The following is a 26,324-nucleotide window of genomic DNA, read 5'->3' as shown; positions in this document are numbered from 1 at the left end:
GGAGGCCTGGCGTTTTCGGGATGCGCGATGATCGAAGCAGTCTTGGGAATCCATGCGAGAGACTACGAGCCCGTCGAGGTTCGATCCGTCCCGCCCACACGGACGGACGACGACGCAGGGGGCGGCGTAGAACTCGGAAGACTGCTTGCCGTAGCGACTTTGACGCCTGCGCAGGCCGCGCTGCTCGTTACCGATACGGTCGATCAACTCGAACTCGCGCACACCCGGGGCCACCATCCGATCCGCCTCCGAGGCGACGCCGTGATGGTGTCCGAGAACGGTCAGCTCACCATCGACTGCGTCAAGAACGCGGGCTCCTGGGACGAGGTGCGCGACGCGACGGCCGGACTTCTTCGCCGAATCGTGACGAACTGCCGCAACGAAGCGCTCGAGGAGAGAGTGGACGCGGCGATCGCCGAGTCGACGGATTTCGTCGTCCTGGCGAGACGCGTTCGTTATGCTGCCGCAACCGAATTCGACGAAACCGAGGTAGGAAGGAAACGATCGCAGATCGCCGCGCTCGTCTCGGTGGTGAAGGGGCATGCTCGTCCGGTGGACGGTACGGCGGAACGGGCAGACGTGCCGCGCGTGACGGAAGAGAGGACCTTCGTCCCGAATCGACGTCGCCCGCCGGCCGGGACGGTGTGGCATCGCAAGAAGCGACGGCTGCCGCGACGCCGGACGGTCATCGCGCTGGTCGCGATCATCGCGCTCGTCGGGCTGGCGTGGGTAGCTCCCGCAGCGTGGTCGGAGCTGAATCGGGGCTGGCACACCCTTCTCGACCCGGTGGACTCGTCGATGGACGACCGGATCGATCCGGTCTCACCACCGCCGCCGGTGCCCGAAGCGGCACCAGAGGCGGGCGTGCCGGGTCCCGTCGACACCGGTCTTCCCGCGAACGCCGGACCGATCACGCAGGTCGCCGCGAGCTTCGCGAACGGTCCGTGCGAGCCGGGACGATCGTGCACCGTCCGCGTCGACGTCGGGCTCGACCCTGCGGCGAATATCGGTGCGGTCACATGGAATCTGACCGTCTACGACCGATGTACGGGCGTGACACTGCCGGGCCGGGCGATCACCCTGCCGGTGCCGGCGGGAAGCCCGGAGGCCTACGGCATCGGAAGCGTCGACCTGCCACCCGGGTCGGCGCTCGCCGTCGCCGCGGTCACCACCGTTCCTGCAGAGGCCGCGTCCGAGCCGGTGTACGTTCCCACCGAGAATGCCGCCTGCGTGCCCGGGGGCTCTCGTGACGGCGGATAGGCACCCATCCGATCCCTGGCTCGTCACGGCGGCCGTCGCCCTGGTGGCTCTCGGCATGCTCAACATGATCTCGACGGGCATGTCGTCGCTCGCAGTGCGTCACGCCGCGCTCGCGGCCGTGGGGCTCGGTGCGATGTGGGCGACCTCGCGGATGCGGATCGCCGCCCTGGGGCGTTTCGGGTGGGCGCTGTTCACCGCGTCGGTGGTCCTGCTCGCGGCGGTGCCGCTGGTGGGTATTGCGACCAAGGGCGCTCAACGCTGGCTGGATCTCGGCGTGTTCACCCTGCAGCCCTCCGAGATCGCCAAGCTCGCGCTGGTCATGGTTCCCGCCGCGATACTGGCCGGCGGGTACACGCTCGGCAGGTTCGTCGGTGTCCTGATCGTGTCGGCGGTGCCGATCGCCCTGGTGGCGCTGCAACCCGACCTTTCGACCGCCGTGGTGCTCGTGGCGACCGTGCTGCTCATGCTGATCCTGGCGAGAGTCCCGCTGCGGTCGCTGTTCCCGCTGTTCGCGCTCGGGCTCGCCTCGCTGCCGATGGCCGTGCTGTTCCTGCGTCCGTACCAGCTCGAGCGGATCCACGTCTTCCTGTCGAACGACGCCGACCCGCAGGGATCGGGTTGGGCCGCATGGCAGGCGGACATCGCGATCGGCAGTGCGGGGTGGTGGGGTCTCGGGCGCGAACCGGACTACGACCTGCGGGCCCAGTACCTCCCCGAATCGGAACACGACCTCGCCTTCGCGAGTCTCGTGTACGGGTGGGGCCTGGTCGCCGGCATCGCTGTGGTGGCGGCCGTCGTGATCATCGTGTGGCGTTCCGTGGTCGCCGCCCGCGTCGCACGCACCCGGGAGGCGGCACTCGTCGCAGCGGGTATCGGCGGTGTGTTCGGGCTACATACCGTGGTGTCGGTGGCCCAGAGCCTGTCGCTGTTGCCGCACACCGGCATGCCGATCCCGATCTTCAGCTACGGAGGCACCGCCTCGATCATCGGGTTCGTCTCGATCGGCTTGGTGCTCGCGGTGCGCCGCGACGGCGTGACCCGGCCGCTGTGGGTGGCCGAACCAAAGAAGCGCCGTCTGCCGCGCGGAGTGTCGGTGGGTGCGCTGACGCTGACGGCCTCGCTCGCCGCGATGTCGGTCTTCGCGTGGCAGATGCAGACCGCGCACGGCACCGAGTTCCGCGCGACGAGCGACACGCAGATGCTCCGCTGCATCCGTTTGCCCGCCGAGCGTGGTCAGATCCTCGACCGGACCGGCGTTCCCGTCGCGACCAACGTCGCCGAGTACACCGTCGCGGTGGTCGCCCGGATGTTCGCCGAAGGTGCCCCGTCGGCGCGCTACGAACTCGCGGCGCTCCTCGGCATGCCACTGGAGAAGCTCGACGAGGAACTGCGGAGCAGTACCAGCGGGGAGATCCAGGTCGTGCTCGGACGTGTCGGGCCCGAACAGGCCCGGGCGATCGTGGACGCTCGGCTGCCGTGGGTGCTCGTCTACCCGACGGGCCGCAGACAGTACCCGCACGGGGAGATGCTGGCGCCGCTCCTCGGATACGTCGGGATCGCGGACGAGCAGGACATGGAACTCTGGCCGACCCTCGCGCTCGGATCACGGGTCGGCAAGGCCGGGCTCGAGCGGCAGTACGACGCGTTGCTGCGCGGCGTCGACGGCAAGCAGTGCGTGTACGTCGATCCGTCAGGACGTCCGGTGGGCACGGGGGAGCGGGTGGATCCGATCCGCGGCCACGACCTGCGGTTGCATCTCGATGTCGGCATGCAGCGGGCCGCGACCGACGCGCTCGCCCAGACGGTGCGCACCAGCGGAGGCGACCTCGGCGCCGCGGTCGTGATGGACGCCCGCACCGGCGCGGTGCTGGCGCTGGCCAGCGTTCCCGGCTACGACAACAACGTCTACGGACCCCCGGCCGACCTCGCCGCGATCGCGGCGCAGACCGCGGCATCGGGTCCGGGCCGCATGCTCAACCATGCGGTGCAGACGGCAGCGCCACCGGGGTCGACGTTCAAGATCGTCACAGCGTCGACGAACGCGGCGTTCGACGTGCTGTCCCCGGATGCCTTCCTGGCGGGCGGCGCGGCCTACACCTACGGCGGTCACACCTTCGCCAATTGGCAGCCGATGGGCCCGAACAACCTGCTCGGGGCGATCCAGTGGTCCGACAACGTCTACTTCTACCAACTGGCCGACCTTCTCGGTCCCTACCGCATCGCGCAGATCGCTTCCGAGCTCGGCGCGGGTGCCCCCTCGGGGATCGATCTGCCGGCCGAGTCCGCAGGCTTCCTCGGTACCCCGGACAACGTCGAGAGCATCGGAGGTGCCTGGTATCCGGGTTCGACCCTGCTCATGGGTATCGGCCAAGGCACCGTCACGGCCACGCCGATCCAGGTCGCGCGGTGGACGGCGGGTATCGCGTCGGGTCAGATGGTGACCCCGAAGCTCGCTGCCGCCTACGGACCCGGCGACGCGGTCCCGATTCCCACCGAGCAACCTCGGCCGTTGTCGTTCGCCGACAAACTCGAACCGGTGCGCGCCGGCATGCGGGCGTCGGCCTCGGCCGGCACTGCTGGTCAGCTCGCGAGCCTGCCGGTCACGGCCGCCGCCAAGACCGGCACGGCAGAGGATCCCTCGGCACCGGGCAAGGGACTCAACGCCTGGTTCTCCGCGGTCGTGCCCGCCGAGTCGCCGGAGGTCGTGGTGACAGCGCTGGTGCGCGGTGGCGGTTTCGGATCGGCCACCTCGGGACCGGTCGTCAAAGGTCTGCTCGAGCGTTACCTCGCGCAGCTCCGGACGCCGAATCCCTGACAGGTCAGGCGGCGTAGGCGGCGATCACGTCGGCGTGCTCGATGCACGAGGTCGCGCCCTCGGCGACGCAGGTGAGCGGACGCTCGGCGGTCTTCACCGGCAGGCCGAAGGCCTCCTCGAGCAGTTGCGGCACGCCGCGCAGCATCGATCCGCCGCCGATCGCCAGGATGCCTTCGGCCATCACGTCGCTGATCGCGCGCGGCGGCAGGTCGTCCAGGCAGCTCGACAGCGTCTGCACGATGCTCGTCGTGGTGGGCCGGACCGCATCCATGATCTCTTCGGTCTCGAGTGTCACCAGACGCGCGCGGCCGGTCGCGGCGTCGCGACCTTCCACCACGAGCGACCGTTCGTCGGCGGTCTCGGGCGCACCCACCTTGGCGCGCTCGGCAGTGAGTTCGCCGACGATGATCTGGTGTTCGGCGCGGAGATACCGGAGGATCGCGCTCGTCAGGTCGTCCCCGGCGATGCGGCAACTGCGGTGCGACAGGACACCGCCGTAGCAGAGAGCGGTGACTTCCGCAGTGCCGCCGCCGATGTCGACGACGAGATGGGTTCGGGGCTCGAGCGGGTCGATCCCGCACCCGATGGCACCGGCGACCGGCTCGGGAATCAACCCGACCTTCCGCAGACCGGCCTCGTGCCCCACCTCGAGCAGCGCACGACGCTCGAGCGGCGTGGCCCCGGCGGGAGCTGCGATGACGCCCACGGGCCGGATGCCGTAGCGACGTCGGGGCGCGAGCTGGGCGAGCACGGCCGTGACGAATGTCCGTGCCGTGTCGAGATCCACGATCACCCCGTCGCGTATCGGGTGGACGGGAGTGATCCCACCGGGTGTGCGGTCGACGAGGTCGCTCGCCTCCTTGCCGATCGCGAGCGCTCGGCGCGGTTCCTTCGTCCGCACCATCATCAGCGACGGTTCGTTGAGCACTATGCCCTCGTCGGGCGTTCCGACTACGGTGTTGGCTGTTCCGAGATCGATACCGAATCCACGCACGTCGGCCTCCGAGGGGATCCCAGCGAAATTTTCCGGATGGTGTCCAACGGCATCGTGATGATGTCGTGTACCGCTCAGATTACCGCCGCCGAATTCTGTTACGCGCGTTGTTCACCGGAATGATATGCCGCGTTGTGCCGCTGAGTGCCCCGCTCGTCTCGGATGACCGGATCAGGCGGGATCGAGTTGCAGCACAACCTCGACGCGACCGCGTTCGTCGCGTGTCGCGACGGCGTGGCCGGTGCGTTCCTCGTCGTCGAGTTGGATGCTCATGGGAGCACCGGCGCCGAGAAAGTTGCGCCACCAGGACTTCTCGTCGGGCATCGCGACGCCGATCATCACGGAGTCGCCCGAACGTCGGTAACTGATCGGCAACGTGATCGTCCTGCCGGATTTTCGACCCGTGTACCTGATCGGTGCGACATAGCTGCGGATCCGGTTACCGATGACGGGTAGACCGGCGGCTGCCATGACCATGGAGTTGAAGGGGCCTGCGAGACGGAACAACGTACCGGCAACTGTCATGTCTACCTCCCGCAGACACGGTACGGGAAGGCGTAACCGTCCGACATCGGTTCGACTTCGGCCGGCCCACGACGATCTTCGCGCAGTGGGCCGACGCGCACGTCGACGAGTTCCGCTGAGGTCTGTTCCTCTGCCGAGCCCTACCCCTCTTCGGACGCGGTGCCAGGAGGAACCGGTATCACCGCGGTCGTCAGGGTGATGCGCATCCGGTCGTCACCGGTATCCGTGCGATACGGGGCGAGGATGTCGGCGAGCCTGCTCTGGATATCCGCGAGATCGTCGGTCGTGACGTAGAGCGGGGTGGTCCCGAAACCCAGATAGTCCCGCAGGCTCCGGTCGTCGTCCCCGATGAACTTGTCGAAGCTCTCGCCGAGCGCACCCAGGAAGGTGACGAAGGCATTGCGCAGTTCGGCGTCGCTCATCGCGGCGAGGTCGTCGTGGCCGACGTGTGCCATGCGGTCGCCGAGCGCGAGGGTGCGTTCGACGGTTCCGCGCACGCGACGTTCGTCGACGACGGTGACGATCTCGGCGTCGATCAATGCTGCGACGTGCCGGTAGAGCGTGGCTTGGGTGACGTCGGGGAGTGCCGACCGGAGTTCGCTCGTGGTCAGCTGCCGTCCTCCGAGTTGCTGCACGATCCGCAGTCGAACCGGGTGCAGCACGACTTCCGCGATCGGGGACGTCTTCGCCATCGGTACCTACCCATCATTGTTATCACCGTGATAATGTTCTCAGTGCTGTAGTTAGTTTACCGTCGACGGAAGGTCCGACGTCATGGCCCAAGCGACATACGACAACGCAACCCTCCACCTGTCCTTCTCTCGGTGGGAAGCCTTCATGGTCCGCCGAACCGCGATGGAGGTGCCGATCTCGGCGATCACCGGCGTGGAGGTCCTTCCGGGATGGACGTCCGAGATCCTCGGCATCAGATCGGGCATGGTGATCTCCGGCTTCTTGAAGGTGGGCACCTTCCGGCACCCGCGCGGCCTCAAACGCCTGGTCGTCATGAAGCGAGGCCATCCGGTGCTGCGCGTCGCGCTGGGCGGCCCGGGCGTCGAGTTCGACGAACTTCTCCTGAGCTCTGCGGAGGCGTACACCCTCGCGGACGGCCTGCGTTCGGCCGGGGTTCGATGAGCGGCGGCGTCAGTCGGTGAGTTCCGCGAAGAGCCCCTGCGCCGCCTCCACGGTGGCGTCCTCGTCGCCGGCGATGACGGCGGCGACCAAGGTGGTGTGTTCGGGTTCGAAACCCAGGCCCGTGACGCGGACGTGCCGGTCGATGGTGCGGCGGATCGACGGAAGCAGCGAGTCGTAGAACTCGAGGTACACCGCGTTGTGGCTGGCCTCGACGATGCCGCGGTGCAGGGCGACGTCGGCGGCCACCGCGGCGTCGATGTCGGATCCGGCGAACAATCGGTTGCGCTCGGCGAGCAACTGTTCGAGCCGGGCCACGTCGTCGGGGGTGCGCCGGCGCGCGGCCAGGACGGCGGCGGTGACGTCGAGGGCCTGCCGCAGTTCGAGCACGTCGCGTTCGTGAGCCGTGGCGAAATACTTGCCGAGGGTGCCGGTGACGTCGGAGGTCGCGAGGACGTAGGTGCCCGAGCCCTGGCGACGTTCGAGCATGCCGGTGTGGACGAGGGCCTGCACGGCTTCACGGACGGTGTTGCGGCCGGTGCCGGTGAACTCGCACAGGTGCGGTTCGGTGGGGATCTTCTCACCGACCTTCCAGCGACCGCTGCAGATCTCACTGCGCAACTGCTCGGTGACCTGCTCGATCAGGTTCGTTCGCTGAACAGGTTTTCCCGAAGTCATCCCATCATCCTATGATTTCCGGTGTGAGTCTTCTGCGTGGCCGGCTGCTGGTGTTCTGTGCGATCGCGATGTCGGCCCTCGTGCTGAGAGTTGCGGTCACCTCGTTCAGCCCGCTCGCCGCGCAGATCAGTGAGGAGATCGGCTTCTCGTCCACGGTCGTCGGTGTCTTCGGCATGATCCCGACCGCGATGTTCGCGGCCTTCGGCCTCGCCACCCCGGCGCTCGGCCGACGATGGGGACTCGAACGCACCGCGCTGATCGCCATGCTCATGGCCGGCGTGGGCATGGCGACCCGCGCGCTCATGACCGATACCTGGTCGCTGCTGCTCCTGTCGGGGCTCGCGCTCGGTGGGATGGGCATCGGCAACGTCGTCATCCCTCCTCTGGTCAAGCGCTACTTCTCCGACACGCTGGCACTCGTCAGCTCGGTGTACATCGTCGGCGTGCAGCTGAGCACCATCGTGCCCGCCTTCGTCGCGGTTCCTCTCGCCGACGCCTTCGGCTGGCGCGTCTCGCTCGGAGTGTGGGCGCTCGTCGGATTCGCTGCGGCCGTTCCGTGGGTGTGGGTGCTGCTGCGGCATCGGAATGCCGATGCCGGAGAAGTGGCTCCCGTCGACCGGAACGTCGACGGCAGGGTCTGGCGGTCGCCGGTGGGTTGGGGGATGGTCGGCATGTTCGGCATGACGTCGCTCGTCACCTATTCGATGTTCACGTGGATCCCGGACATCCTCGCCGACGCCGGTGCCAGCCCCGCTTTCGGAGGCGCGATGGTGGGGCTGTTCGCCCTGCTCGGACTGGTCTCCGCATTCGGCGCTCCGTCGCTGTGCGCGCGGATGACGAATCCGTTCCCCGTGGTCGTGGCGTGCGCGTCGTGCTTCCTCGTCGCCTTCGCAGGCCTGTGGATCGCGCCGATGAGCGCACCGATCCTGTGGATCGTGCTGCTCGGACTCGGGCCGAGCACGTTCCCGATGGCCCTGACCCTCATCAATCTGCGCTCCCGCAGCCACGCCGGATCCGCAGCCCTGTCGGGATTCACCCAGGGTGTCGGCTACACCGTGGCGTGCCTGGGCCCGCTGCTGTTCGGTGTCTTCCACGACCTCACCTCGGGCTGGGCGGCCTCGTTCGCCTTCATGACGGTCGCCGTCGCGGTACTGGTGGCCGGCGCCTATCAGGCCTGCAAGCCGCGGGTGGTCGAGGACAGCTGGAACACCCGCCCGATCTCGGTGGGTTAGACACCGCTCAGCGGGGACGAACCCACCCAAGTCGTATGGCTGCTCTACTGGAAGGAGATACCGAGAGCAGAGGAGGACCTCGATGAGCGACACGAAGCCGAACACCGTCTCCGCGGAGTGGCTGTACGAGCAGTTGGGGGACGAGGACCTCGTCATCGTCGACGCCACCGTGCACCTGAGCACGCCGCCGGACGGGGCCGTGCACATCGAACCCGGGTTGGCGACCTACCTGGAAGAGCACATTCCCGGCGCGGTCTACGCCGACCTGTTCACGGACTTCTCCGATCACGAAGCACCGCAACCGTTCACCGCGGCGTCGTCGGAACGGTTCGCCACCGCCGCCGGTGCGGTCGGCATCGGTGAAGGCCGCCGCGTGGTGCTGTACGACCAGAAGAACGGCATCTGGGCCGCGCGACTGTGGTGGCAGCTGCGGCTCGAAGGCGGACTGCCCGCCTGGAAGGCTGCCGGCTATCCGCTCTCCGACGAGCAGGTGGTCCCGCACGGCGCGACCTTCACCTCGCAGCATCGGCCCGAGCTCGTGCGGTCGACGGAGGAGATCGCGGCGTCGCTCGACGACCCGAACACGCTGATCATCAACGCCCTGGATCCTGCGACCTACCGCGGTGAGAGCCCCTCCTACCCGCGGCGAGGACACATCCCCGGCAGCATCAACATCCCCTTCGGCGACCTCGTCGACCCATCGACCGGACGCTTGAAGCCGGCGGCGGAACTGCGCGAGATCTTCGACAAGGCGGGTGCCCTGAATCCGGACGTCAAGCCGGTGACCTACTGTGGCGGCGGCATCGCGGCCTCCGGACTCGCGCACGCGCTCGCAGCTGCAGGTCGGTCGGACGTTGCGGTGTACGACGGTTCGCTCAACGCGTGGACCGCCGACGAATCCCTGCCGCTCGTGGAGGGCCCCGACCCCCGCTGATCCTCCGAAACTTCGGTGTTCTCGACGTCGTATAGCGCCGTCGAGAACACCGAAGTCGATTTCACCGTTGCATCAGTTAGAGCAAACATGATCTAATCGCTGCCACAAGCGAAAGGCGGCGATGATGATCGCATTTCTGAACTCGACGGCATTCACCGCACTCGGTACGCCCACCACCTGGGCCGAAGTGTTCGGCTTCGTCAGCGGCGCGTGGTGCGTGTATCTGGTGGGACGGCAGTCGATCCTCAACTGGCCGATCGGGATCGCCAACAACCTCGTGTGGATCCTGCTCTTCGCGACCGCCGGACTCTACGCCGATTCCGGACTGCAGGTCGTGTACATCGTGCTCGCCGTGTGGGGTTGGAGCAACTGGGCGCGGGGCAGGGACGGGGATGCCCTGCCGGTGACGGGCACGAACACGACCGAGTGGAGCGTGCTCGCGGTCGTCGGTGTCGCTGCGGTGATCGGGCTGACAGCGTTGCTGGAGGTCGCGACGAACTCGACCGTCGCGTTCTGGGACGCGACCACCACCCTGCTGTCGTTGCTCGCGACGTGGGGGCAGGCGAAGAAGCGGTGGGAGTCGTGGCTGCTGTGGATCGTCGCCGACCTGATCTACATCCCGCTCTACCTGCACAAGGGACTGACACTCACGGCGTTGCTGTACGCAGGTTTCCTGCTCCTGTGCGTTCGGGGCCTGGTTGCCTGGCGACGCTCCATGGCGGTCGAGCGGCAACTGGTGGAGGTGCAGTGATGTATCGGCACGCACTCGTCATCGGGAAGTTCTATCCACCTCACGTCGGTCACCATCACCTCGTCCGGCGCGCTGCGGAGATCGCCGAACGCGTCACCGTCGTCGTCATGTCCTCTGCAGCAGAGACGACTCCGTTGGGTGACCGCGTGTCGTGGATGCGCGAATCACACGCCGTCGACACGACGGTCACCGTGACGGGAATTCCGTGCGACGCACCGATGGACCTGGAATCGGACACCGTATGGGCCGCGCAGGTCGCCTGTATGAAAGCAGCCGCGCGCACCGTCACCGATGTTCCGGTCGACGCGGTGGTCTCCAGCGAGAGGTACGGCGACGAGCTCGCGCGACGCTTCTCGGCCACGCACGTATGCGTCGACCCGCTGCGTGTCGCGCATCCCGCCTCCGGCACAGCCTGCCGTAATGATCTCGCCGGGCGCTGGGACGATCTCGACGCACCGGCCCGTGCCGGCCTCACGACCCGCATCGTCGTCCTCGGCTCCGAATCCACGGGCACCACCACCGTGAGCCGAGAGTTGGTGCGTCGATTCCGAGATCGCGGTGGTGTGTGGGAACGAACCGGCTGGGTGCCGGAATACGGACGACAGGTCACCTACGACAAGCTCCGCACCGGAGAAGTGAGCGACATCTTCTGGACCGGCGACGATTTCGAGAACATCGCCGTCGAACAGACGCGACTCGAGGAACGGGCAGCACGGGAAGGGTCTCCGCTGCTCGTCTGCGACACCGACGCGTTCGCAACCACCGTGTGGGAGCGACGCTATCTCGGCAGCAGTGAGCGGGCGTGGCGCGGTGTCCGCGACCGGCGAGCGCTGTACTTGCTCACCGACCACAACGGTGTTCCGTTCGTGCAGGACGGCATCCGGGACGGCGAACACATCCGCGCGCAGATGACGGAGTGGTTCGTCGACGCGCTCACTGCCACGGGACGCTCGTGGGTGATGCTCACCGGCAGTCTCGAGGAGCGGGTCGACCTGGCGGAACTGGTGGCGGACCAGACATTGCGGCTGGGCTCGCAGTTCGGCGCGCCGCTGTAGCGTCGAAATTCGTCTTCCCCTTCTCACGTTATACCGGATCTTTGGCCCTCATGAGGATCGAAAAGTGGGTTCATACTCGCCCACACAGCATTGAATTCGCAGGTGGGGAGCTGGAATGGGTTACATACAGAATTTTCGGGAGATCGACCGCACGGCGGTGTCGATCGTGGGTGGCAAGGGAGCGAGCCTGGGGGAGTTGTGGCGCCTCGTGCCGCTCCGCGGCAATACGTCCGCCGCCGACGTCGACGTGCCCGACGGGTTCTGCGTGACGACGGACGCCTATCGAACGGTGCTCTCCGAGCTACCGTGTGTCGACGACCTGCTCGAGCGACTCGCGAAGGCCGAACCCGACGACATCGCAGCGCTGAGCACGCAGATCCGTACGGCGATCGAAGAGTGCACGATCCCCGGTGACATCGCGGAGGAGATCGCCGCGCGGGTCCGCGAACTCGGGGAGGATGTGCCCGTCGCGGTGCGCTCGTCCGCGACCGCCGAGGATCTGCCGACGGTGTCGTTCGCCGGGCAACAGGACAGCTACCTGGACATCCGGGGTGTCGAGGACGTTCTCCGGCACGTGAGCAGGTGCTGGGCCTCGTTGTTCACCGAGCGTGCCGTCGCCTACCGGGTGAACAACGGTTTCGACCACCGGAAGGTGTACATGGCCGTGGTCGTGCAGAGGATGGTGTTCCCGCAGGCATCGGGTGTGCTGTTCACCGCCGATCCCGTCACTTCGGACCGCACGGTGTCCCGCGTGGATGCGGTCGCCGGGCTCGGTGACGACCTGGTGTCGGGCTTGGTGAACGCCGACGCGTACGCGGTGCGTGCCGACGAGGTCGTGGACCGGACGCAACGGCAGGAGACACCGGTGCTGAGCGACACGCACCTCGTCGAACTCGTCGGGTTGGGCAGGCGCCTCGAAGCGCACTTCGGGCGTCCCCAGGACATCGAATGGTGCCTGGCCGACGGCGTCTTCCACATCGTGCAGAGTCGACCGATCACCACGCTGTTCCCCGTCCCGGAGGCCGGCGACGACGACAATCACGTGTACCTGTCCGTCGGACATCAGCAGATGATGACCGATCCGCTGAAACCGTTGGGAATCTCCGTGTGGCAGTTGACCAGCCGTGCGCCCATGCGACACGCGGGTGGGCGGCTGTTCGTCGACGTCACGCCCATGCTGGCCTCACCCACCCAGGGACCGGGCATCGTGGACATGATCGGCAGGTCCGACCCGCTCTTCGGCGACGCGCTGCGAACCGTGCTCGATCGAGGATTCGTCCCGACGCGCCCGGATGACCCTGCCGCCTCGCGGGTCGGCCTGCCACCCGCTCCGGACGAGATCGACCCGGCCGTCGTGCCCGAACTCGTCGCGCGCAACGAGGCCGCGATCGCCGAATCGGCGCGTCGCATCGAGAACGAAACCGGTTCGGCACTGCTCGATTTCATCCGCGCCGACATCCGCGAGCTGCAAGATTCGTTGTTCGGTAAGGAGGTCGGAGAGGTGCTCGCCGCCGGTATGCAAGCGGCCGAGCGGCTCAACGAGGTGGGGCAGAAATGGTTGGGGGAGAAGAACGTTGCGGACGTCGTCTCGCGCTCGGTGCCCTACAACGTCACTTCGGAGATGGGGTTGGCGCTGCTCGACGTCGCCGATGCCGCGCGCCCGTACCCGGACGTCGTGGCGTTCCTGCGGCAGGTCGACGCGGAGGGCTTCGACGACGCACGCTTCCTCGACGAACTCGGCGCGCGTGAGGGCGGACCGCAGGTACGAGCGGCACTCGAGGACTTCCTCGGCAAGTACGGCAGGCGGTGTGTCGGGGAAATCGACATCACCCGGCCCAGATGGGGTGAGCGCCCCACGATGCTGGTCCCGATGATCGTGAGCAATCTCGACAACTTCGAAACCGGTGCCGCGACACAGCGTTTCGACGATGGTCGCCGCCAGGCGGAGGAGAAGAAGCGCGAACTCCTCGAACGTGTGCGGGGTCTGCCCGACGGAGAGCAGAAGGAGCGGGAGATCGAGAGGCTCGTCGACCGGGTCCGCGCTTTCGCGGGATATCGGGAGTATCCGAAGTACGGCATGATCGGCCGCTACTTCGTCTACAAGCAGGCATTGTTGCGGGAGGCGGAACGTCTCGTCCGAGCCGGGGTGATCGACGACGAGGAGGACATCTTCTTCCTGCGGTTCGACGAACTCGAGGACGTGGTTCGCGCGCCACAACCGGTCGGTGACCTCGTTGCAGAGCGGAAGCGGGAGTTCGCATCGTTCGCCACGCTCACGCCGCCTCGGGTGCTGCTGTCGACAGGTGAGACGCTCACCGGTGCGTACAGCCGTGACGGCCTGCCCGACGGGGCGCTACCCGGTATCGCGGTGTCCACCGGTGTCGTGGAGGGCCGCGCCCGCGTGGTCACCGACATGGACCGGGCCGATCTCGAACCCGGTGACATCCTGGTCACGGCGTTCACCGACCCCAGCTGGACCCCGGCGTTCGTCACCGTCAGCGCGCTGGTGACGGAGGTCGGCGGCGTGATGACCCACGGCGCGGTCATCGCGCGCGAGTACGGGCTGCCGGCCGTCGTGGGTGTCGAGGACGCGACCCGCATCATCCGCGACGGACAGCGCATCCGCGTGCACGGCACGGAAGGGTACGTCGAGATCCTGTCCTGACCGGCGCCTCGGCAGCGCGACGTGTGAGGATTGTCGTCGTCGTGCAGCGGAGGAGGCCGAGTGAAGAGTGTCGAGGCGGCGGAGAGCAGGACGTTGCCGGTCTACGAGGCCGGCGAGATCGACGTGCCATTCGTCATCGCAGGCATGGACGAACTCGTCTCCCGCGAGACCCGCTTCGAGCCGCATTCGCACCCGACGCACGAGCTGCTGTGGAACGACCGGGGCGCGTCCAGCGCGACCATCGGGTCGCGCACATGGACCATCACCTCGACGATGGGACTGTGGATTCCGGCGGGCCTGCTGCACTGGGGTGTCATGCCCGCCGGAACCTGGTACCGCACCGCGCATTTCGGGATCGACTCCGCTCCCTCGCTGTCCGACGGTCCGGTCGCGGTGGAGATGGCACCCCTGCTGCGACTGCTGCTCGACCGGCTGGCGGACGATCGTCTCGGCGACGAGTCGCGGTCGTTGACCGAGCGCATGGTGCTCGACGTGCTCACCCCCGCCGAGCACGAACTGATGGTGCAGGTGCCGTCGTCGACGGTCGTGCGACCGATCGTCGAGGCGATCGCCGAGGACCCGAGCGATCCGCGGACGCTCTCGGATTGGGCGGCCGAACTCGGGGTGAGCACCCGCACCATCACCCGCACCTTCCGGGCGGAGACCGGCCTGAGTCTCGGACGCTGGGTCGCGGCGGTCCGTGCGCAGCGAGCGGTGATGCTGCTCGGCCACGGCACGGATGTCGACGACGTCGCCGAACAGGTGGGCTACCGATCGGCGAGCGCGTTCGGCGCGGCCTTCCGCAGGGTCACCGGCACGACACCGGGAATGTTCCGGGTGGGCTGATGTCCCGATCGCTACAGGGGATGTCCCGATCGAGCGATTGCGTCGGATTCGGGCGAACATTACGGTTTAGGCAAACCTCGCCTAACTGCCGCCAGTGGTAAGGCCGAGCCCCCACCCCGTACGAGAGTGAGTTCTGCCTCCATGCGTTCGAAGCGCCTCCTGACGATCGCCGCCGCATCCGTCGCGGTCGCCCTCGGTCTCACCGCCTGTGGATCCTCCGACTCCTCGGACACCGCCGACTCCGGCTCCGCCGGTTCGGGCGAGTACCCGATCACCATCGAGCACGCGCTCGGCACCGTCACCCTCGACGAGAAACCCGAACGCGTCGCCACGGTCAACTGGGCCAACCACGAGGTGCCGCTCGCGCTCGGCGTCGTACCCGTGGGTATGGCAGCCGCCAACTTCGGTGACGACGACGGCAACGGCATGCTGCCGTGGGTCGAGGAACGTCTCGAGGAACTCGGCGCCGAGACCCCCGTGCTGTTCGACGAGACCGACGGCATCGACTTCGAGGCCGTGTCCGACACGAACCCCGACGTCATCCTCGCCGCCTACTCCGGTCTGACGCAGGAGGACTACGAGACCCTCAGCGAGATCGCTCCCGTCGTCGCGTACCCGGAGGCTCCCTGGGCCACCTCGTGGCGCGACATGATCGAGCTCAACAGCGCCGGCCTGGGCATGGCCGAGGAGGGCGAGGAGCTCGTCGCGAGCCTCGAACAGGAGATCGCCGACGCGGCCGCCGCCCACCCCGAACTCGAGGGCAAGGCGACGATGTTCCTCACCCACGTCGACACCGCCGACCTGAGCCAGGTCAGCTTCTACACCGCCAACGACACCCGCGCCGCCTTCTTCGAGGACCTCGGACTGGCCACCCCGAAGAGCGTCGCGGACGCCTCCACCGACGACGCCTTCTCCAAGAAGGTCAGCGCCGAGCAGGTCGACGTCTTCGACGACGTGCAGATCATCGTCACCTACGGCGACCAGGAACTCGTCGACGCGCTCGAGGCCGACCCGCTGCTGTCGCAGATGCCCGCCGTCCGCAACGGCTCGATCGTCTTCCTCGACGGCTCCGGGCCGCTCGGCACCGCAGCGAACCCGACGCCGCTGGCGATCTCCTGGGTTCTGTCCGACTACGTCCAGCTGCTCTCCGACGCAGCTGCCAAGACGAACGCGGAGTGACCGCACTACACGACGAGTCGATGCCGAGCGCCTCCGAGAAGGGGCGCTCGGCCATCGGCAATTCCGTCTGGCTTCTCGTTCTGCTCGGTGTGCTCGTCCTGCTGGTGATCGCATCGATCACGATCGGTTCGCGCAACGTCGACTGGGCCGACATCGTCGCGGCTCTCGGCGGCGCCACCGACAACATCGGTCAGGGCGCGATCGCCAAACGCATCCCGCGCACGGTGCTCGCGATGCTGGTCGGCGCTGCGCTCGGTCTCGCCGGCGCCGTGATGCAGGGGGTGACCCGTAATCCCTTGGCGGACCCGGGCATTCTCGGCGTCAACATGGGTGCCTCGCTCGCCGTCGTGATCGGCATGGCATGGTTCGGATTGTGGACGCAGACGTCGATGATCTGGGTCGCGATCATCGGTGCCGCCGCCGCTGCGGTGTTCGTCTACACGATCGGGTCGCTCGGGCGCGGGGGAGCGACACCCCTCAAGCTCGCCCTCGCCGGTGCCGCCACCTCGGCGGCGCTCGCGTCGTTCGTCACCGCAGTGATCCTGCCGCGCGGCGACATCGCCGGCAGCGTGCGGTCGTGGCAGATCGGCGGCGTGGGTGGAGCGAACTTCGACGCCATCTCCCAGGCGTTGCCGTTCTTCGTCCTCGGCTTCGCCGTCTGCCTGCTGTCGGCGCGCAGCCTCAATTCGCTCGCGCTCGGCGACGACATGGCCGCCGGTCTCGGCGAACGGGTCGCTCTCGCCCGCGGCATCGCCTCGCTCGGTGCGGTGCTGTTGTGCGGGGCGGCGACCGCCATCGCCGGCCCCATCGCGTTCGTCGGCCTCGTCGTGCCGCACCTGTGCCGGTTGCTCATCGGCATCGACAACCGGTGGTTGCTGCCGTTTTCCGCTCTCGTCGGCGCGGGATTGCTCACCGCCGCCGATGTCGTCGGCCGCATCGTGGCGCGACCCGCCGAAATCGACGTCGGCATCATCACCGCGCTCATCGGAGCGCCTTTCTTCGTGTACATCGTCCGACGGCAGAAACTGCGCGAACTGTGACCGCCACACTCGAGACCATCGACACCGGCATCGACGACCTCGCCGCGAGCCGGATACGGCGCGGACGCCGACGCCGTCTCGTCATCGCCGTGCTCGCAACCCTCGTGGTCGCGGCCTTCGCGGCGAGTCTGATGTTCGGCCGGACGTTCTATCCGCCCGCGGACGTGCTGCGCGTCGTCCTCGGACAGGACGTGGCCGGCGCGAACTTCACGGTCGGCCGCCTGAGGCTTCCCCGCGCGGTCCTCGCGGTGGTCGCCGGCATCTGTTTCGGCCTCGGTGGCATCACCTTCCAGACGATGCTGCGCAACCCGCTCGCGAGCCCCGACATCATCGGCATCAGCTCCGGCGCGAGCGCCGCGGCGGCCTTCGCCATCATCGTGCTCGGACTCGGTGGCACCGGGGTGTCGGTCGTCGCGATCATCGCCGGTCTCGCCGTGGCTCTCCTGATCTACGGACTGTCCTATCGCGGCGGGGTGGCGGGCACACGCCTGATCCTCATCGGCATCGGTATCGCCGCCATGCTCGACAGCGTCACCTCCTACCTGCTGAGCACCGCGGCGACCTGGGATCTGCAGGAGACGATGCGCTGGCTCACCGGCAGCCTCAACGGTGCGACGTGGGGTGCGACGGTGCCCGTCGTCGCCGCCCTCCTGGTGCTAGGGCCCGTGCTGCTCGTGCAGACACGCAACCTGTCGATGGTCCAGCTCGGCGACGATGCCGCGCAGGCACTCGGCGTGCGGGTCGAACGCACACGCGTGTTCGCGATCGTCTCCCCGGTCGGACTCATCGCGTTCGCGACCGCCGCGGCCGGACCCATCGCATTCGTCGCCTTCCTGTCCGGCCCGATCGCCGCGCGGATCGTGGGGCGGGGCACGTCGCTGTTCGTCCCGGCGGCACTCGTCGGGGCGCTGCTCGTGCTGGTCGCGGATTTCGTCGGCCAATACGCCTTCGGCACGCGCTACCCGGTGGGGGTGGTGACGGGTGCGCTCGGCGCGCCCTATCTCGTCTACCTCATCATTCGCTCCAACCGCGCGGGAGGCTCGCTGTGACCGCAATGCACGCCCTGATCGCCGAGAACCTCGAACTCGGCTACGGCAACCGCACCGTCGTCGAGAACCTCGACCTGCAGGTGCCGCCGGGGCGGATCACGTGCATCGTCGGCGCCAACGCGTGCGGGAAATCGACGCTGCTGCGGTCGATGTCGCGACTGTTGTCGCCGCGCGGCGGCCACGTCCTGCTCGACGGCAAGGACGTCCACCGCTTGCCCGCCAAGAAGCTCGCCCGCACGCTCGGGCTGCTGCCGCAGTCGCCGATCGCCCCCGAGGGCATCGTCGTCGCCGATCTGGTGGGCCGCGGCCGGCATCCGCACCAGCGGGTGCTCTCGCGCTGGAGCCGGGAGGACGACGCGGCAGTGGCCGATGCGCTCGCCGCCACCCACACCACCGAACTCGCCGAGCGTTCCGTGGACGAACTGTCGGGCGGTCAGCGGCAGCGCGTGTGGATCGCGATGGTGCTCGCGCAGCAGACCGACCTGCTGCTACTCGACGAACCCACCACCTTCCTCGACGTCAGCCACCAGGTGGAGGTGCTCGACCTGCTCACCGACCTCAACCGCGACCGCGGGACAACCATCGTCATGGTCCTGCACGACCTCAACCTCGCCGCGCGCTACGCCGACCACCTCGTCGCGATGGCCGACGGCAGCATCTATGCGTCGGGGGATCCCTCCGAGGTGCTCACCGGGGAGACCGTGAAGGCGGTCTTCGGTCTGGACAGTCGCGTGATCTCCGATCCGGTCTCCGGCAAGCCGCTGGTGCTGCCGGTGGGTCGGCACCACATCATGTGACCGTCCATCCGCTACAGGAATGGTCATCCGCTACGGAAACTTCTGCAGCGGATAGCAGAAGTCGTAGCGAATGCGCGGGAGAGGCCGGAGGTTCGCCCTGTTCTCCGCGCGAACTCTGCTCTCCCTGTCTCGTGTCCCTACAATCCGGGAATGGGGAACAGGTCGGTCACCAGTTACGACGTCGCCCGCCGCGCGGGGGTGTCGCAATCGACGGTCTCGCGCGCCCTGCGCGACGACCCGCGCGTCGTGGAGAAGACCCGCCTGCGCATCCGGGCTCTCGCGAAGGAGATGGGGTATGTCCCGCACCTCACGGCCCGGAGCCTGATCACCCGGAAGTCGTCGACCATCGGGATCGTCAGCGGCGACCTGCACAATCCGTCGTACCCGACGCTGGTCAACACTCTGCAGGATTGCTTCGCCCGCAACGACTACCGGGTCCTGCTCATGAGCGACCGCACCGAGGGATCTCTGGATAAGGACATCCTCGCGTTGCGCGGGGGACTGGTGGACGGCGTCGTGTTCATCTCCTCGCGCCTCGATTCACCGATGGTGTCGGAGATCATCGACTGGAAGATTCCCCTCGTCATCCTCAATCGCGACGTCGACGGTCGGTATGCGCACCGGGTGGATCGGGTCACCTCCGACAACATCGGTGGTGGCAGGCTTGTCGCCGACCATCTGGTCGACATGGGACACACCCGCATCGCCCTGATCTCCGGTCCTCTGGAGAACCCCAGCATCCGATTGCGTGAGAAGGGCTTCCGCGACCGGCTCGAGGAGCGCGGTATACCGATCGACGAGGGGTGCGTCCATCGCGGTGCCGTCGATGCGGCCACGGGTCTCGCCGGTGGGTTGATGCTGCTGACCGGGCCGGATCGTCCCACGGCGGTGTTCTGCGCGACCGACTACATCGCCTACGGCACTCTCGACGCGGCCAAGCGGCTCGATCTGGATGTGCCCGGTGAGGTCTCGGTGGTGGGATACAACGACCTGCAGCAGTCGAGCTGGTCGATCTTCGATCTGACGACCGTGCGCCAGCCGCTCGAGGACATGGCGGTGGCCGCGGCGGAGCTGCTGCTGGCGCGGATCGACGGGGACGAGGGACGGCCGGTGCATCGGAACTTCGACGTCGAGTGGGTGCCGCGGGGGAGTGCGGCACCCTGTTCGGTGCCCTTTGCGCAGTCCGTCGCCGATCGTTAACGCGGGCAACAATCCCGTTACCCGTCGACACACATCCGGCAACAACTCCTGAATACATTCGAAGTCACAGCGAGCCAGGCAGTGCCGCCGGATCGCTTCCTCGAATCTCCCCGCCCCTCAGGAGTGAGTGACATGGAAATCGGCGTCTTCATCCCCATCGGCAACAACGGCTGGCTCATCTCCAAGAGCGCCCCGCAGTACATGCCGTCGTTCGAACTCAACAAGACGATCGTGCAGAAGGCCGAGAAGCACGGCCTCGATTTCGCCCTGTCGATGATCAAGCTCAAGGGTTTCGGTGGCGAGACCGAGTTCTGGGACCACAACCTCGAATCCTTCACGCTCATGGCGGGTCTCGCGGCCGTCACCGAGAAGATCAAGCTGTTCGCCTCCACTCCGATCCTCACCCTGCCGCCGGCGATGGTCGCCCGGATGGCGTCGACGATCGACTCGATCGCTCCCGGCCGGTTCGGTGTCAACATCGTGACCGGTTGGGCGCCCAACGAATACACGCAGATGGGTTTGTGGCCCGGCGACGAGTACTTCGGCTACCGCTACGCGCAGGCCACCGAGTACGTGACGGTGATGAAGCAGTTGTGGGCCGACGGCGTCAGCAACTTCAAGGGTGCGCACTACACGATGGACGAGTGCGTGCTCTCGCCGAGCCCGTCCGGCGGCGGGGTACCGATCGTCGCGGCGGGACAGTCCAAGAGCGGCATGAAGTTCGCATCCGAGATGGCCGACTTCAACTTCATCATGGGCACCGGGATCAACACCCCGACCGCCATCTCGGACTCCGTGGCGAGCCTCGTCGACGCGGCCGCTGAGACCGGCCGGGACGTCGGTGCGCTGACCCTGTTCATGATCATCGCCGACGAGACGGACGAAGCGGCACAGGCGAAGTGGCAGGACTACCACGACAACGCCGACCTCGCCGCACTCGGCTACATGGCCGATCAGTCCGCTGCCGATGCCACCGCCGACGATTCCTCCACGGCGAAGACCATCTCGCTGCCCGAGGGCGCGGTCAACTTCAACATGGGCACCCTCGTCGGCTCCTACGAGACCGTCGCGAAGATGCTCGACGAGGTCGCGGAACTCGAAGGCATCAAGGGCATCATGCTCACCTTCGACGACTTCGTCGAGGGCATCGAGAACTTCGGTACCCGCATCCAGCCTCTGATGAAGAGCCGCAACACCATCCAGGCCGCCGCAGCCTGACACGAACGACGGGTGGGAGCGCGAGCGTCGAGCCGCGCTCCCACCCGTCAACCCATTTCCAGGAGGTTTCTCTTGACTTCGCGCACCCTCGACGTCGCCATTGTTCAGGCCGGCGAACTGACCGAGGACCTCCTCGGCAACCTTGCCGGACTCGCCGCCCTCGTGCGCGCGGCAGCTGCACCCGACGACGGCACCACACCCGACCTGGTGGTCCTGCCCGAGCTGATCACCACTCCCTACTTCTGCACCAGCCACGAGGTCGACCGCACGTCCTGGGCCGAGACCATCCCCGGCGACGCCACCGACCTGTTCGGCGCACTCGCGCGAGAACTCGGATGCGCCATCGCCTTCGGTGTCTTCGAACGTACCGCCCACGACGTCACCCACAACTCCGTCGTCATGATCGACGCCACCGGCGAGATCCTGAGCTGGCGCACCCCCGACGGCGGAACACTGCCCGCCTACCGGAAACTGTCGCTGCCGGCGAGCAAGGTCGGCGACGTCGACATCGACGAGAAGTATCACTTCGCGCCCGGGCAGGCGCCCGCGACCGTCGACGCCTTCGGCACCCGCTTCGGTTGCGTCATCTGCTACGACCGCACGTTCCCCGAGAACTGGGCGGTCGCCCGTGCACTCGGCGCCGAGGTGATGCTCGCGATCGTCTCGTCGCTCGGCACCCGCGAGGACCTCTTCCTCGCCGAACTGCAGACCCGCGCCCTCGAATCTCAGATGTGGATCGTCGCGGCCAACCGCGCCGGCCCGGAGACCCTCAACGGGGTCACGGTCGACTACTTCGGCCTGTCGTGCGTGATCGCCCCCAACGGTGCGATCGTCGCCCAGGCCCCGGCCCATCGTGCGGGGGAGACGTTGCGGTTCACCCTCGATCTCGACGCGGTCCCCACGCAACGCGCCGCCTTCCCGCTGATGCGGGACCGGCGCCCGGACGTGCTGCGCCTGCTCGCCGACCTCACCACCGGCACGGTGCGGCCGGCCCCGCTGCCTCGGCCGGCCTCCGCGACGACGGAGGTGCTCCGATGACCACCACCGACTATCCCGACCTCACCGCCGCATCGGCCACGACCGTCGACGACCTGCTCCCGCAGGCTCGCGCCGACATGGAGCCGCTTCTCGCGGCAGGGCGACGCACGCCCCTGGCCTCGGTGCCGGACGGTCCGGCCTGCGAGCCGGCGCATTCCACCGCGTTGCTGGCGGCAAGTCCCGTCCCGGCCTCGCCGATCGAGGCACCCGCCCACGCCGTCCGTACCGACACGCCCGTACACGAACTCGGCGTCCTCGACCTGCTCGCCGCCTACCGGTCCGGCGCGACCACCCCCACCGACGTTCTCACCGCGCTGCGGGCCCGATGGAGCGACCCGGAACTGTCCGGTGGGGCCGTCCTCGCCGTGATCGACGGTGCCGACGGCGCGGCCGCGGACTCGGACCGACGGTGGAGCACCGGCACCGCACGCCCGCTCGAGGGCGTCTTCTTCGCCGTCAAGGACATCATCGACGTGGCCGGGGCGCCCGTCACCGCGGGCTCACGCACCACCGGCGACCGCATCGCGGCGACCGACGCGACCGTCGTAGCCCGCCTCCGCGCGGCCGGAGCCATCCCCGTGCTCATGACCGCCACCACCGAGTTCGCCTGCGGTGCACCGCACAACGCACGCTACGGTGCCGTGACCAATCCGTGGGACCGGAACCGATGGACGGGAGGATCGTCGACCGGTTCGGCCGGCGCCCTCGCCGAGCGACTCGTCCCGCTCGCCCTCGGCACCGACACCGGTGGATCCATCCGGGTGCCCAGCGCCCTGTGCAATCTCACCGGAATCAAGCCCACCTACGGTCTCGTGCCGCGCACCGGCGTCGCGTCGTTGTCGTGGACCCTCGACCACATCGGTCCCATGGCACGTTCCGCGGCCGACCTGCGGCTCGCCCTCGAGGTGCTAGCCGGGCCGGACGGTTACGACCCGGCTGCCGTACCGGACGAGACAGCACAGCAGGTGCAGGACGGACTCGTCGCCGCGGGAACCGCCGCGGCACCGTCCCTGGCCGGTGTTCGCCTCGGTGTCCCTACGACCTGGTTCACCGAGCTGTGCGACGCCGGCGTGCTCGCCGCCTGGGAGACCGTCGTGGACACCTTCCGCACCCTCGGCGCGGAGATCGTGTCCGTCGACATCCCGGAGGCCCACCAGCTCCACGACGACGTCACGATCGTCATGACCTGCGAGCTCGCCTCCAATCAGGAGGGCGCCCTCGAGAAGTTCGCCCTGTACGACGTCGGCACGCAGGTGCGGATCGCGCGCGGACTCGTGCCCTCGGCGGTGGACTATCTGCGGTCGGTGCGCCGGCGCACGCTCGCCCAGCAGGACGCGATCCGCGCTTTCGACACCGCGGGTATCGATGTGCTCGTCACGCCGGGTATCGGCGCCACGGCGGCGCGATTGTCGGACGTGACGATGGAGATCGACGGCGTGCGGTACCCGATGCAGTCGATCGTCGGCCGCAACACGGGGCTGTTCGACTATCTCGGCCTGCCCGCCGTCATGGCGCCCGCGGGTTTCTCCGACGGGATGCCGGTCGGTGTGCAATTGGTGGGACGGCCGTGGGCGGACGACACGTGCTTGCGCCTGGCGCAGGTGCTGCAGTCCGTCACCGATGTCCACGACCGCCGTGCCGATGGATAGCCGTGCCGATGGATAGCCTGGCCCCGCAGCGTCATCCGCATCCGTGGCGGGTATTTTCGGCGACGAGCATCGGGGTCGTCGCGGTGTTCCTCAGCCTGAGCGGGTTGACCGTCGCACTGCCCACGGTCGCACGCGAACTCGATGCCTCCGGCGCCCAGTCGACGTGGATCCTGCTCGGCTACATGCTCGTCACGACCGCCCTGATCCTGGTGTTCGGCCGGCTCGCCGACATCATCGGACGACGACCGCTCTACCTCGCAGGACTGATCACCTTCACCGTCGCGACGGGACTGTGCATGCTGGCGCCCTCGGCGGGTTGGCTCGTCGCGGCTCGCGTGCTCCAGGGAGCCGGGGCGGCTGCCATCGTCACGAACAACACGGCGCTGCTCACCGACACCTTCCCGCCGCGGACCCTCGGTCGGGCGCTGGGCTGGAACGCGACGGTCGCGGCCGTCGCGCAGGTGGTGGGACCGGTGATCGGCGGTGCCGCCACCGCGGTCTTCGGGTGGCGTGGGTTGTTCGTCGTGGTGCTGCCCGTGGGGTTGCTCGCGATCGCCGCGTCGATCGCGGTGATTCCGCGCAGTCCCTCCAGGGCGGTGACCCGGGAGCCCTTCGATGTCTCCGGCGCGGTGCTGTCCACTGCGCTGCTCGCCGCGGTCGTCCTGGCTCTCACCCCGGGCGTCGGTTCGATGCCCTGGTTGCCCTGGACGTGCGGCACGGCGAGCCTCGTCCTCGCCGGGGCATTCGTCGCGGTGCAGATCAGACGGACCCATCCGCTCGTCGACCTGTCGTTGTTCCGCGACCGAGGTATCGCGCTCGTTCTCGCCGCGGTGCTCGTCAATGCGATCGCCACCTACGCCGTGACGCTGCTCGTGTCGCTGTACGGGCAGGCGGTGAGCGGAATTTCCGCGGTCGCCGCGGGTGCGCTGGTGATGCCGGTCGCGATCGGCACCGTCGTCGCCGCGGCAGCAGCGGGATCCCTGATGCTGCGTTTCAGTCCTCGCACGCTCACCGCGACCGGCATGGGACTCAACGCCGTCGGTCTGCTCGGAGTGGCACTGTTGTTGTCGCCGGACGGCGGCCCGCTCGGGGCGACCGCGCCTTTCCTGTTCGTACTCGGTTGCGGCACCGGACTGTTCATGACACCGAGCACCAGCGCATTGATGCTCACCGCCCCCGCGGACCGCCGTGGCATCGCCAACGGGCTGCGCTCGACCCTGCAGAACGTCGGCTACCTGCTCAGCACCGCGCTGGCGCTCGTCTTCGCTACTGCCGGCCTCAGCGCCGCTGCCCGCCAGGCTGCCTACGGCGGGACTCTCGGCACGCTCGGCAGTGCGGAGGTGGCGCGGTTCGTCGACAACGTGCGAGCGGTCGGCATCGCGCTCGCCGTCGTCGCCCTGCTCGGTGTCGGCGTGTGTCTCGCCTTTCCGCGCCGGAATCCGGCCGCGACCGTCCACACCCTCGAATCCGTCACCCCACTGAAGGAGTCCGCATGACCATCGTCGATCGTGCAGAACAGGCCGCCGACTACGCCCGCGCCGGTTTCGGGCAGGAGCTCCAGCCCGGAACCCGTCCTGCGCTGGTCGTCGTCGATCCCGCCCGTGCCTACATCGATCCCGACTCCCCGCTGTATGCAGGGGTGGAGGAGAACGTCGAGGCGATGCGCACCCTGCTCACTTCCGCGCGCGAGGCCGGAATCCCGGTGGTGATCACCGAGGTTCGCCTGCGCGCCGACGGTGCCGACGCCGGGGTGTTCTTCAAGAAGTCGGGCACCCTCGTCGCGTTCTGCGAAGGCAGTCCGTACGGGGAGTTGATCGAGGGTCTCGAACCGACGTGCGCGGAAATGCTGGTGACGAAGAAGTATCCGAGCGCGTTCTTCGGGACCACTCTCAATTCGCACCTCACGTCGCTCGGCGTGGACACCGTGCTCATCGCGGGGTTGTCCACCAGCGGGTGCGTCCGCGCGACGACACTGGATGCGATGCAGCACGGCTTCGTTCCGATCGTCGTGGAAGATGCTGTGGGAGATCGTGATCCGGCGATCCATTCGTCGAACCTGTTCGACATGCAGCAGAAGATGGCAGAGGTGTGGCCGCTCGGCCGGGCACAGGAGTACCTGGAGACGATTTCCGCACGCAATTAACACGATCGAACCAAGGATGTCGGCGCACGCAACACGATGCGGATACATTCGAAGTCATCGCCTTCCCAGTCGGTCCCGCAACGACGCGGCCGCTTCTTCTTCGGCACACTCCTCATCCCCCAGGA

The 26,324-nt window shown here is 67.9% G+C and carries 23 protein-coding genes; 19 read left to right on the top strand and 4 right to left on the bottom strand.

Annotated features, from left to right (window positions below):
• Positions 1 to 159 precede the first annotated feature (159 nt).
• A complete protein-coding gene (locus tag BLV31_RS18330; protein WP_064061371.1) occupies positions 160 to 1,260 on the top strand; it encodes a hypothetical protein in 1,101 nt (366 codons plus the stop codon).
• Positions 1,247 to 4,075, top strand: coding sequence for an FtsW/RodA/SpoVE family cell cycle protein (locus tag BLV31_RS18325; protein ID WP_064061372.1), 2,829 nt, complete (start codon positions 1,247 to 1,249; stop codon positions 4,073 to 4,075). Before BLV31_RS18330 ends, BLV31_RS18325 begins: the two co-directional genes overlap by 14 nt.
• Positions 4,076 to 4,079: 4 nt before the next feature.
• Here the strand turns inward: BLV31_RS18325 and BLV31_RS18320 are convergent, their stop codons facing one another.
• The 3 genes from BLV31_RS18320 to BLV31_RS18310 all read right to left on the bottom strand — a co-directional run bounded on the left by BLV31_RS18320 (position 4,080) and on the right by BLV31_RS18310 (position 6,286).
• Positions 4,080 to 5,069, bottom strand: coding sequence for a rod shape-determining protein (locus BLV31_RS18320; protein WP_064061373.1), 990 nt, complete (start codon positions 5,067 to 5,069; stop codon positions 4,080 to 4,082).
• A 171-nt stretch (positions 5,070 to 5,240) separates the two neighbouring features.
• Entirely contained in the window at positions 5,241 to 5,594 is a 354-nt protein-coding gene (locus BLV31_RS18315) for a hypothetical protein (RefSeq protein WP_006552824.1), read from the bottom strand.
• Positions 5,595 to 5,734: 140 nt separating this feature from the next.
• On the bottom strand, positions 5,735 to 6,286 hold the full coding sequence (locus BLV31_RS18310) for a helix-turn-helix domain-containing protein (RefSeq protein ID WP_019288188.1): 552 nt from the start codon (positions 6,284 to 6,286) through the stop codon (positions 5,735 to 5,737).
• Positions 6,287 to 6,368: 82 nt separating this feature from the next.
• Here BLV31_RS18310 and BLV31_RS18305 point away from each other — a divergent pair, with 82 nt between their 5' ends.
• Complete coding sequence (locus tag BLV31_RS18305) at positions 6,369 to 6,728, top strand: hypothetical protein (RefSeq protein ID WP_064061374.1); 360 nt, start codon at positions 6,369 to 6,371, stop codon at positions 6,726 to 6,728.
• A gap of 9 nt (positions 6,729 to 6,737) precedes the next feature.
• Here the strand turns inward: BLV31_RS18305 and BLV31_RS18300 are convergent, their stop codons facing one another.
• Complete coding sequence (locus tag BLV31_RS18300; RefSeq protein ID WP_006552827.1) at positions 6,738 to 7,403, bottom strand: FadR/GntR family transcriptional regulator; 666 nt, start codon at positions 7,401 to 7,403, stop codon at positions 6,738 to 6,740.
• Between the two features lie 11 nt (positions 7,404 to 7,414).
• On the opposite strand from BLV31_RS18300, the gene BLV31_RS18295 reads away from it, so the two are divergent.
• The 16 genes from BLV31_RS18295 (at position 7,415) to BLV31_RS18220 (ending at position 26,199) form a co-directional block, all read left to right on the top strand.
• The gene (locus BLV31_RS18295; protein ID WP_006552828.1) at positions 7,415 to 8,635 is read left to right on the top strand and encodes an MFS transporter; all 1,221 of its coding nucleotides are present in this window, start codon (positions 7,415 to 7,417) and stop codon (positions 8,633 to 8,635) included.
• Positions 8,636 to 8,717: 82 nt separating this feature from the next.
• Positions 8,718 to 9,569, top strand: a complete 852-nt coding sequence (locus tag BLV31_RS18290; protein WP_064061375.1) for a sulfurtransferase — start codon at positions 8,718 to 8,720, stop codon at positions 9,567 to 9,569.
• Between the two features lie 121 nt (positions 9,570 to 9,690).
• Positions 9,691 to 10,320, top strand: coding sequence for a nicotinamide riboside transporter PnuC (pnuC, locus tag BLV31_RS18285; protein WP_064061376.1), 630 nt, complete (start codon positions 9,691 to 9,693; stop codon positions 10,318 to 10,320).
• Entirely contained in the window at positions 10,320 to 11,375 is a 1,056-nt protein-coding gene (locus BLV31_RS18280) for an AAA family ATPase (protein WP_064061377.1), read from the top strand. The genes pnuC and BLV31_RS18280 overlap by 1 nt, the downstream gene beginning before the upstream one ends.
• A 115-nt stretch (positions 11,376 to 11,490) precedes the next feature.
• Positions 11,491 to 14,040 carry a phosphoenolpyruvate synthase gene (locus tag BLV31_RS18275; protein WP_064061378.1) on the top strand — a complete coding sequence of 850 codons (2,550 nt, stop codon included), beginning with the start codon at positions 11,491 to 11,493 and terminating at the stop codon, positions 14,038 to 14,040.
• Positions 14,041 to 14,100: 60 nt separating this feature from the next.
• Positions 14,101 to 14,886: a helix-turn-helix transcriptional regulator gene (locus BLV31_RS18270; RefSeq protein WP_064061379.1), complete on the top strand. Its 786-nt coding sequence runs from the start codon at positions 14,101 to 14,103 to the stop codon at positions 14,884 to 14,886.
• 141 nt (positions 14,887 to 15,027) lie between these two features.
• A complete protein-coding gene (locus BLV31_RS18265) occupies positions 15,028 to 16,065 on the top strand; it encodes an iron-siderophore ABC transporter substrate-binding protein (RefSeq protein ID WP_039583813.1) in 1,038 nt (345 codons plus the stop codon).
• Between the two features lie 20 nt (positions 16,066 to 16,085).
• Complete coding sequence (locus BLV31_RS18260; RefSeq protein WP_064061390.1) at positions 16,086 to 17,105, top strand: FecCD family ABC transporter permease; 1,020 nt, start codon at positions 16,086 to 16,088, stop codon at positions 17,103 to 17,105.
• Complete coding sequence (locus BLV31_RS18255; protein ID WP_064061380.1) at positions 17,102 to 18,154, top strand: FecCD family ABC transporter permease; 1,053 nt, start codon at positions 17,102 to 17,104, stop codon at positions 18,152 to 18,154. Before BLV31_RS18260 ends, BLV31_RS18255 begins: the two co-directional genes overlap by 4 nt.
• A complete protein-coding gene (locus BLV31_RS18250) occupies positions 18,151 to 18,951 on the top strand; it encodes an ABC transporter ATP-binding protein (protein WP_019288197.1) in 801 nt (266 codons plus the stop codon). Before BLV31_RS18255 ends, BLV31_RS18250 begins: the two co-directional genes overlap by 4 nt.
• Positions 18,952 to 19,101: 150 nt before the next feature.
• Positions 19,102 to 20,151 carry a LacI family DNA-binding transcriptional regulator gene (locus BLV31_RS18245; protein WP_064061381.1) on the top strand — a complete coding sequence of 350 codons (1,050 nt, stop codon included), beginning with the start codon at positions 19,102 to 19,104 and terminating at the stop codon, positions 20,149 to 20,151.
• A 132-nt stretch (positions 20,152 to 20,283) separates the two neighbouring features.
• Entirely contained in the window at positions 20,284 to 21,369 is a 1,086-nt protein-coding gene (gene rutA / locus BLV31_RS18240) for a pyrimidine utilization protein A (protein ID WP_064061382.1), read from the top strand.
• A 72-nt stretch (positions 21,370 to 21,441) separates the two neighbouring features.
• Positions 21,442 to 22,407 carry a carbon-nitrogen hydrolase family protein gene (locus BLV31_RS18235; protein WP_019288200.1) on the top strand — a complete coding sequence of 322 codons (966 nt, stop codon included), beginning with the start codon at positions 21,442 to 21,444 and terminating at the stop codon, positions 22,405 to 22,407.
• Positions 22,404 to 24,056, top strand: a complete 1,653-nt coding sequence (locus tag BLV31_RS18230) for an amidase (protein WP_064061383.1) — start codon at positions 22,404 to 22,406, stop codon at positions 24,054 to 24,056. Before BLV31_RS18235 ends, BLV31_RS18230 begins: the two co-directional genes overlap by 4 nt.
• Positions 24,057 to 24,064: 8 nt before the next feature.
• Entirely contained in the window at positions 24,065 to 25,552 is a 1,488-nt protein-coding gene (locus BLV31_RS18225; RefSeq protein ID WP_033098057.1) for an MFS transporter, read from the top strand.
• A complete protein-coding gene (locus BLV31_RS18220; protein WP_033098029.1) occupies positions 25,549 to 26,199 on the top strand; it encodes an isochorismatase family protein in 651 nt (216 codons plus the stop codon). Before BLV31_RS18225 ends, BLV31_RS18220 begins: the two co-directional genes overlap by 4 nt.
• Positions 26,200 to 26,324 lie beyond the last annotated feature (125 nt).

The sequence above is a fragment of the Rhodococcus pyridinivorans genome (assembly GCF_900105195.1).
Classification (GTDB): Bacteria; Actinomycetota; Actinomycetes; order Mycobacteriales; family Mycobacteriaceae; genus Rhodococcus; species Rhodococcus pyridinivorans.
This window is presented reverse-complemented; position numbering and strand designations above follow the sequence as displayed.

Coding starts and splice junctions, on each gene's coding strand:
- BLV31_RS18295 (WP_006552828.1), top strand. CDS start 7,415: ATGATTTCCGGTGTGAGTCTTCTGCGTGGCCGGCTGCTGGTGTTCTGT.
- BLV31_RS18280 (WP_064061377.1), top strand. CDS start 10,320: ATGTATCGGCACGCACTCGTCATCGGGAAGTTCTATCCACCTCACGTC.
- BLV31_RS18225 (WP_033098057.1), top strand. CDS start 24,065: ATGGATAGCCTGGCCCCGCAGCGTCATCCGCATCCGTGGCGGGTATTT.
- BLV31_RS18305 (WP_064061374.1), top strand. CDS start 6,369: ATGGCCCAAGCGACATACGACAACGCAACCCTCCACCTGTCCTTCTCT.
- BLV31_RS18260 (WP_064061390.1), top strand. CDS start 16,086: ATGCCGAGCGCCTCCGAGAAGGGGCGCTCGGCCATCGGCAATTCCGTC.
- BLV31_RS18230 (WP_064061383.1), top strand. CDS start 22,404: ATGACCACCACCGACTATCCCGACCTCACCGCCGCATCGGCCACGACC.
- BLV31_RS18275 (WP_064061378.1), top strand. CDS start 11,491: ATGGGTTACATACAGAATTTTCGGGAGATCGACCGCACGGCGGTGTCG.
- BLV31_RS18315 (WP_006552824.1), bottom strand. CDS start 5,594: ATGACAGTTGCCGGTACGTTGTTCCGTCTCGCAGGCCCCTTCAACTCC.
- BLV31_RS18265 (WP_039583813.1), top strand. CDS start 15,028: ATGCGTTCGAAGCGCCTCCTGACGATCGCCGCCGCATCCGTCGCGGTC.
- BLV31_RS18290 (WP_064061375.1), top strand. CDS start 8,718: ATGAGCGACACGAAGCCGAACACCGTCTCCGCGGAGTGGCTGTACGAG.
- rutA (WP_064061382.1), top strand. CDS start 20,284: ATGGAAATCGGCGTCTTCATCCCCATCGGCAACAACGGCTGGCTCATC.
- pnuC (WP_064061376.1), top strand. CDS start 9,691: ATGATGATCGCATTTCTGAACTCGACGGCATTCACCGCACTCGGTACG.
- BLV31_RS18245 (WP_064061381.1), top strand. CDS start 19,102: ATGGGGAACAGGTCGGTCACCAGTTACGACGTCGCCCGCCGCGCGGGG.
- BLV31_RS18220 (WP_033098029.1), top strand. CDS start 25,549: ATGACCATCGTCGATCGTGCAGAACAGGCCGCCGACTACGCCCGCGCC.
- BLV31_RS18300 (WP_006552827.1), bottom strand. CDS start 7,403: ATGACTTCGGGAAAACCTGTTCAGCGAACGAACCTGATCGAGCAGGTC.
- BLV31_RS18310 (WP_019288188.1), bottom strand. CDS start 6,286: ATGGCGAAGACGTCCCCGATCGCGGAAGTCGTGCTGCACCCGGTTCGA.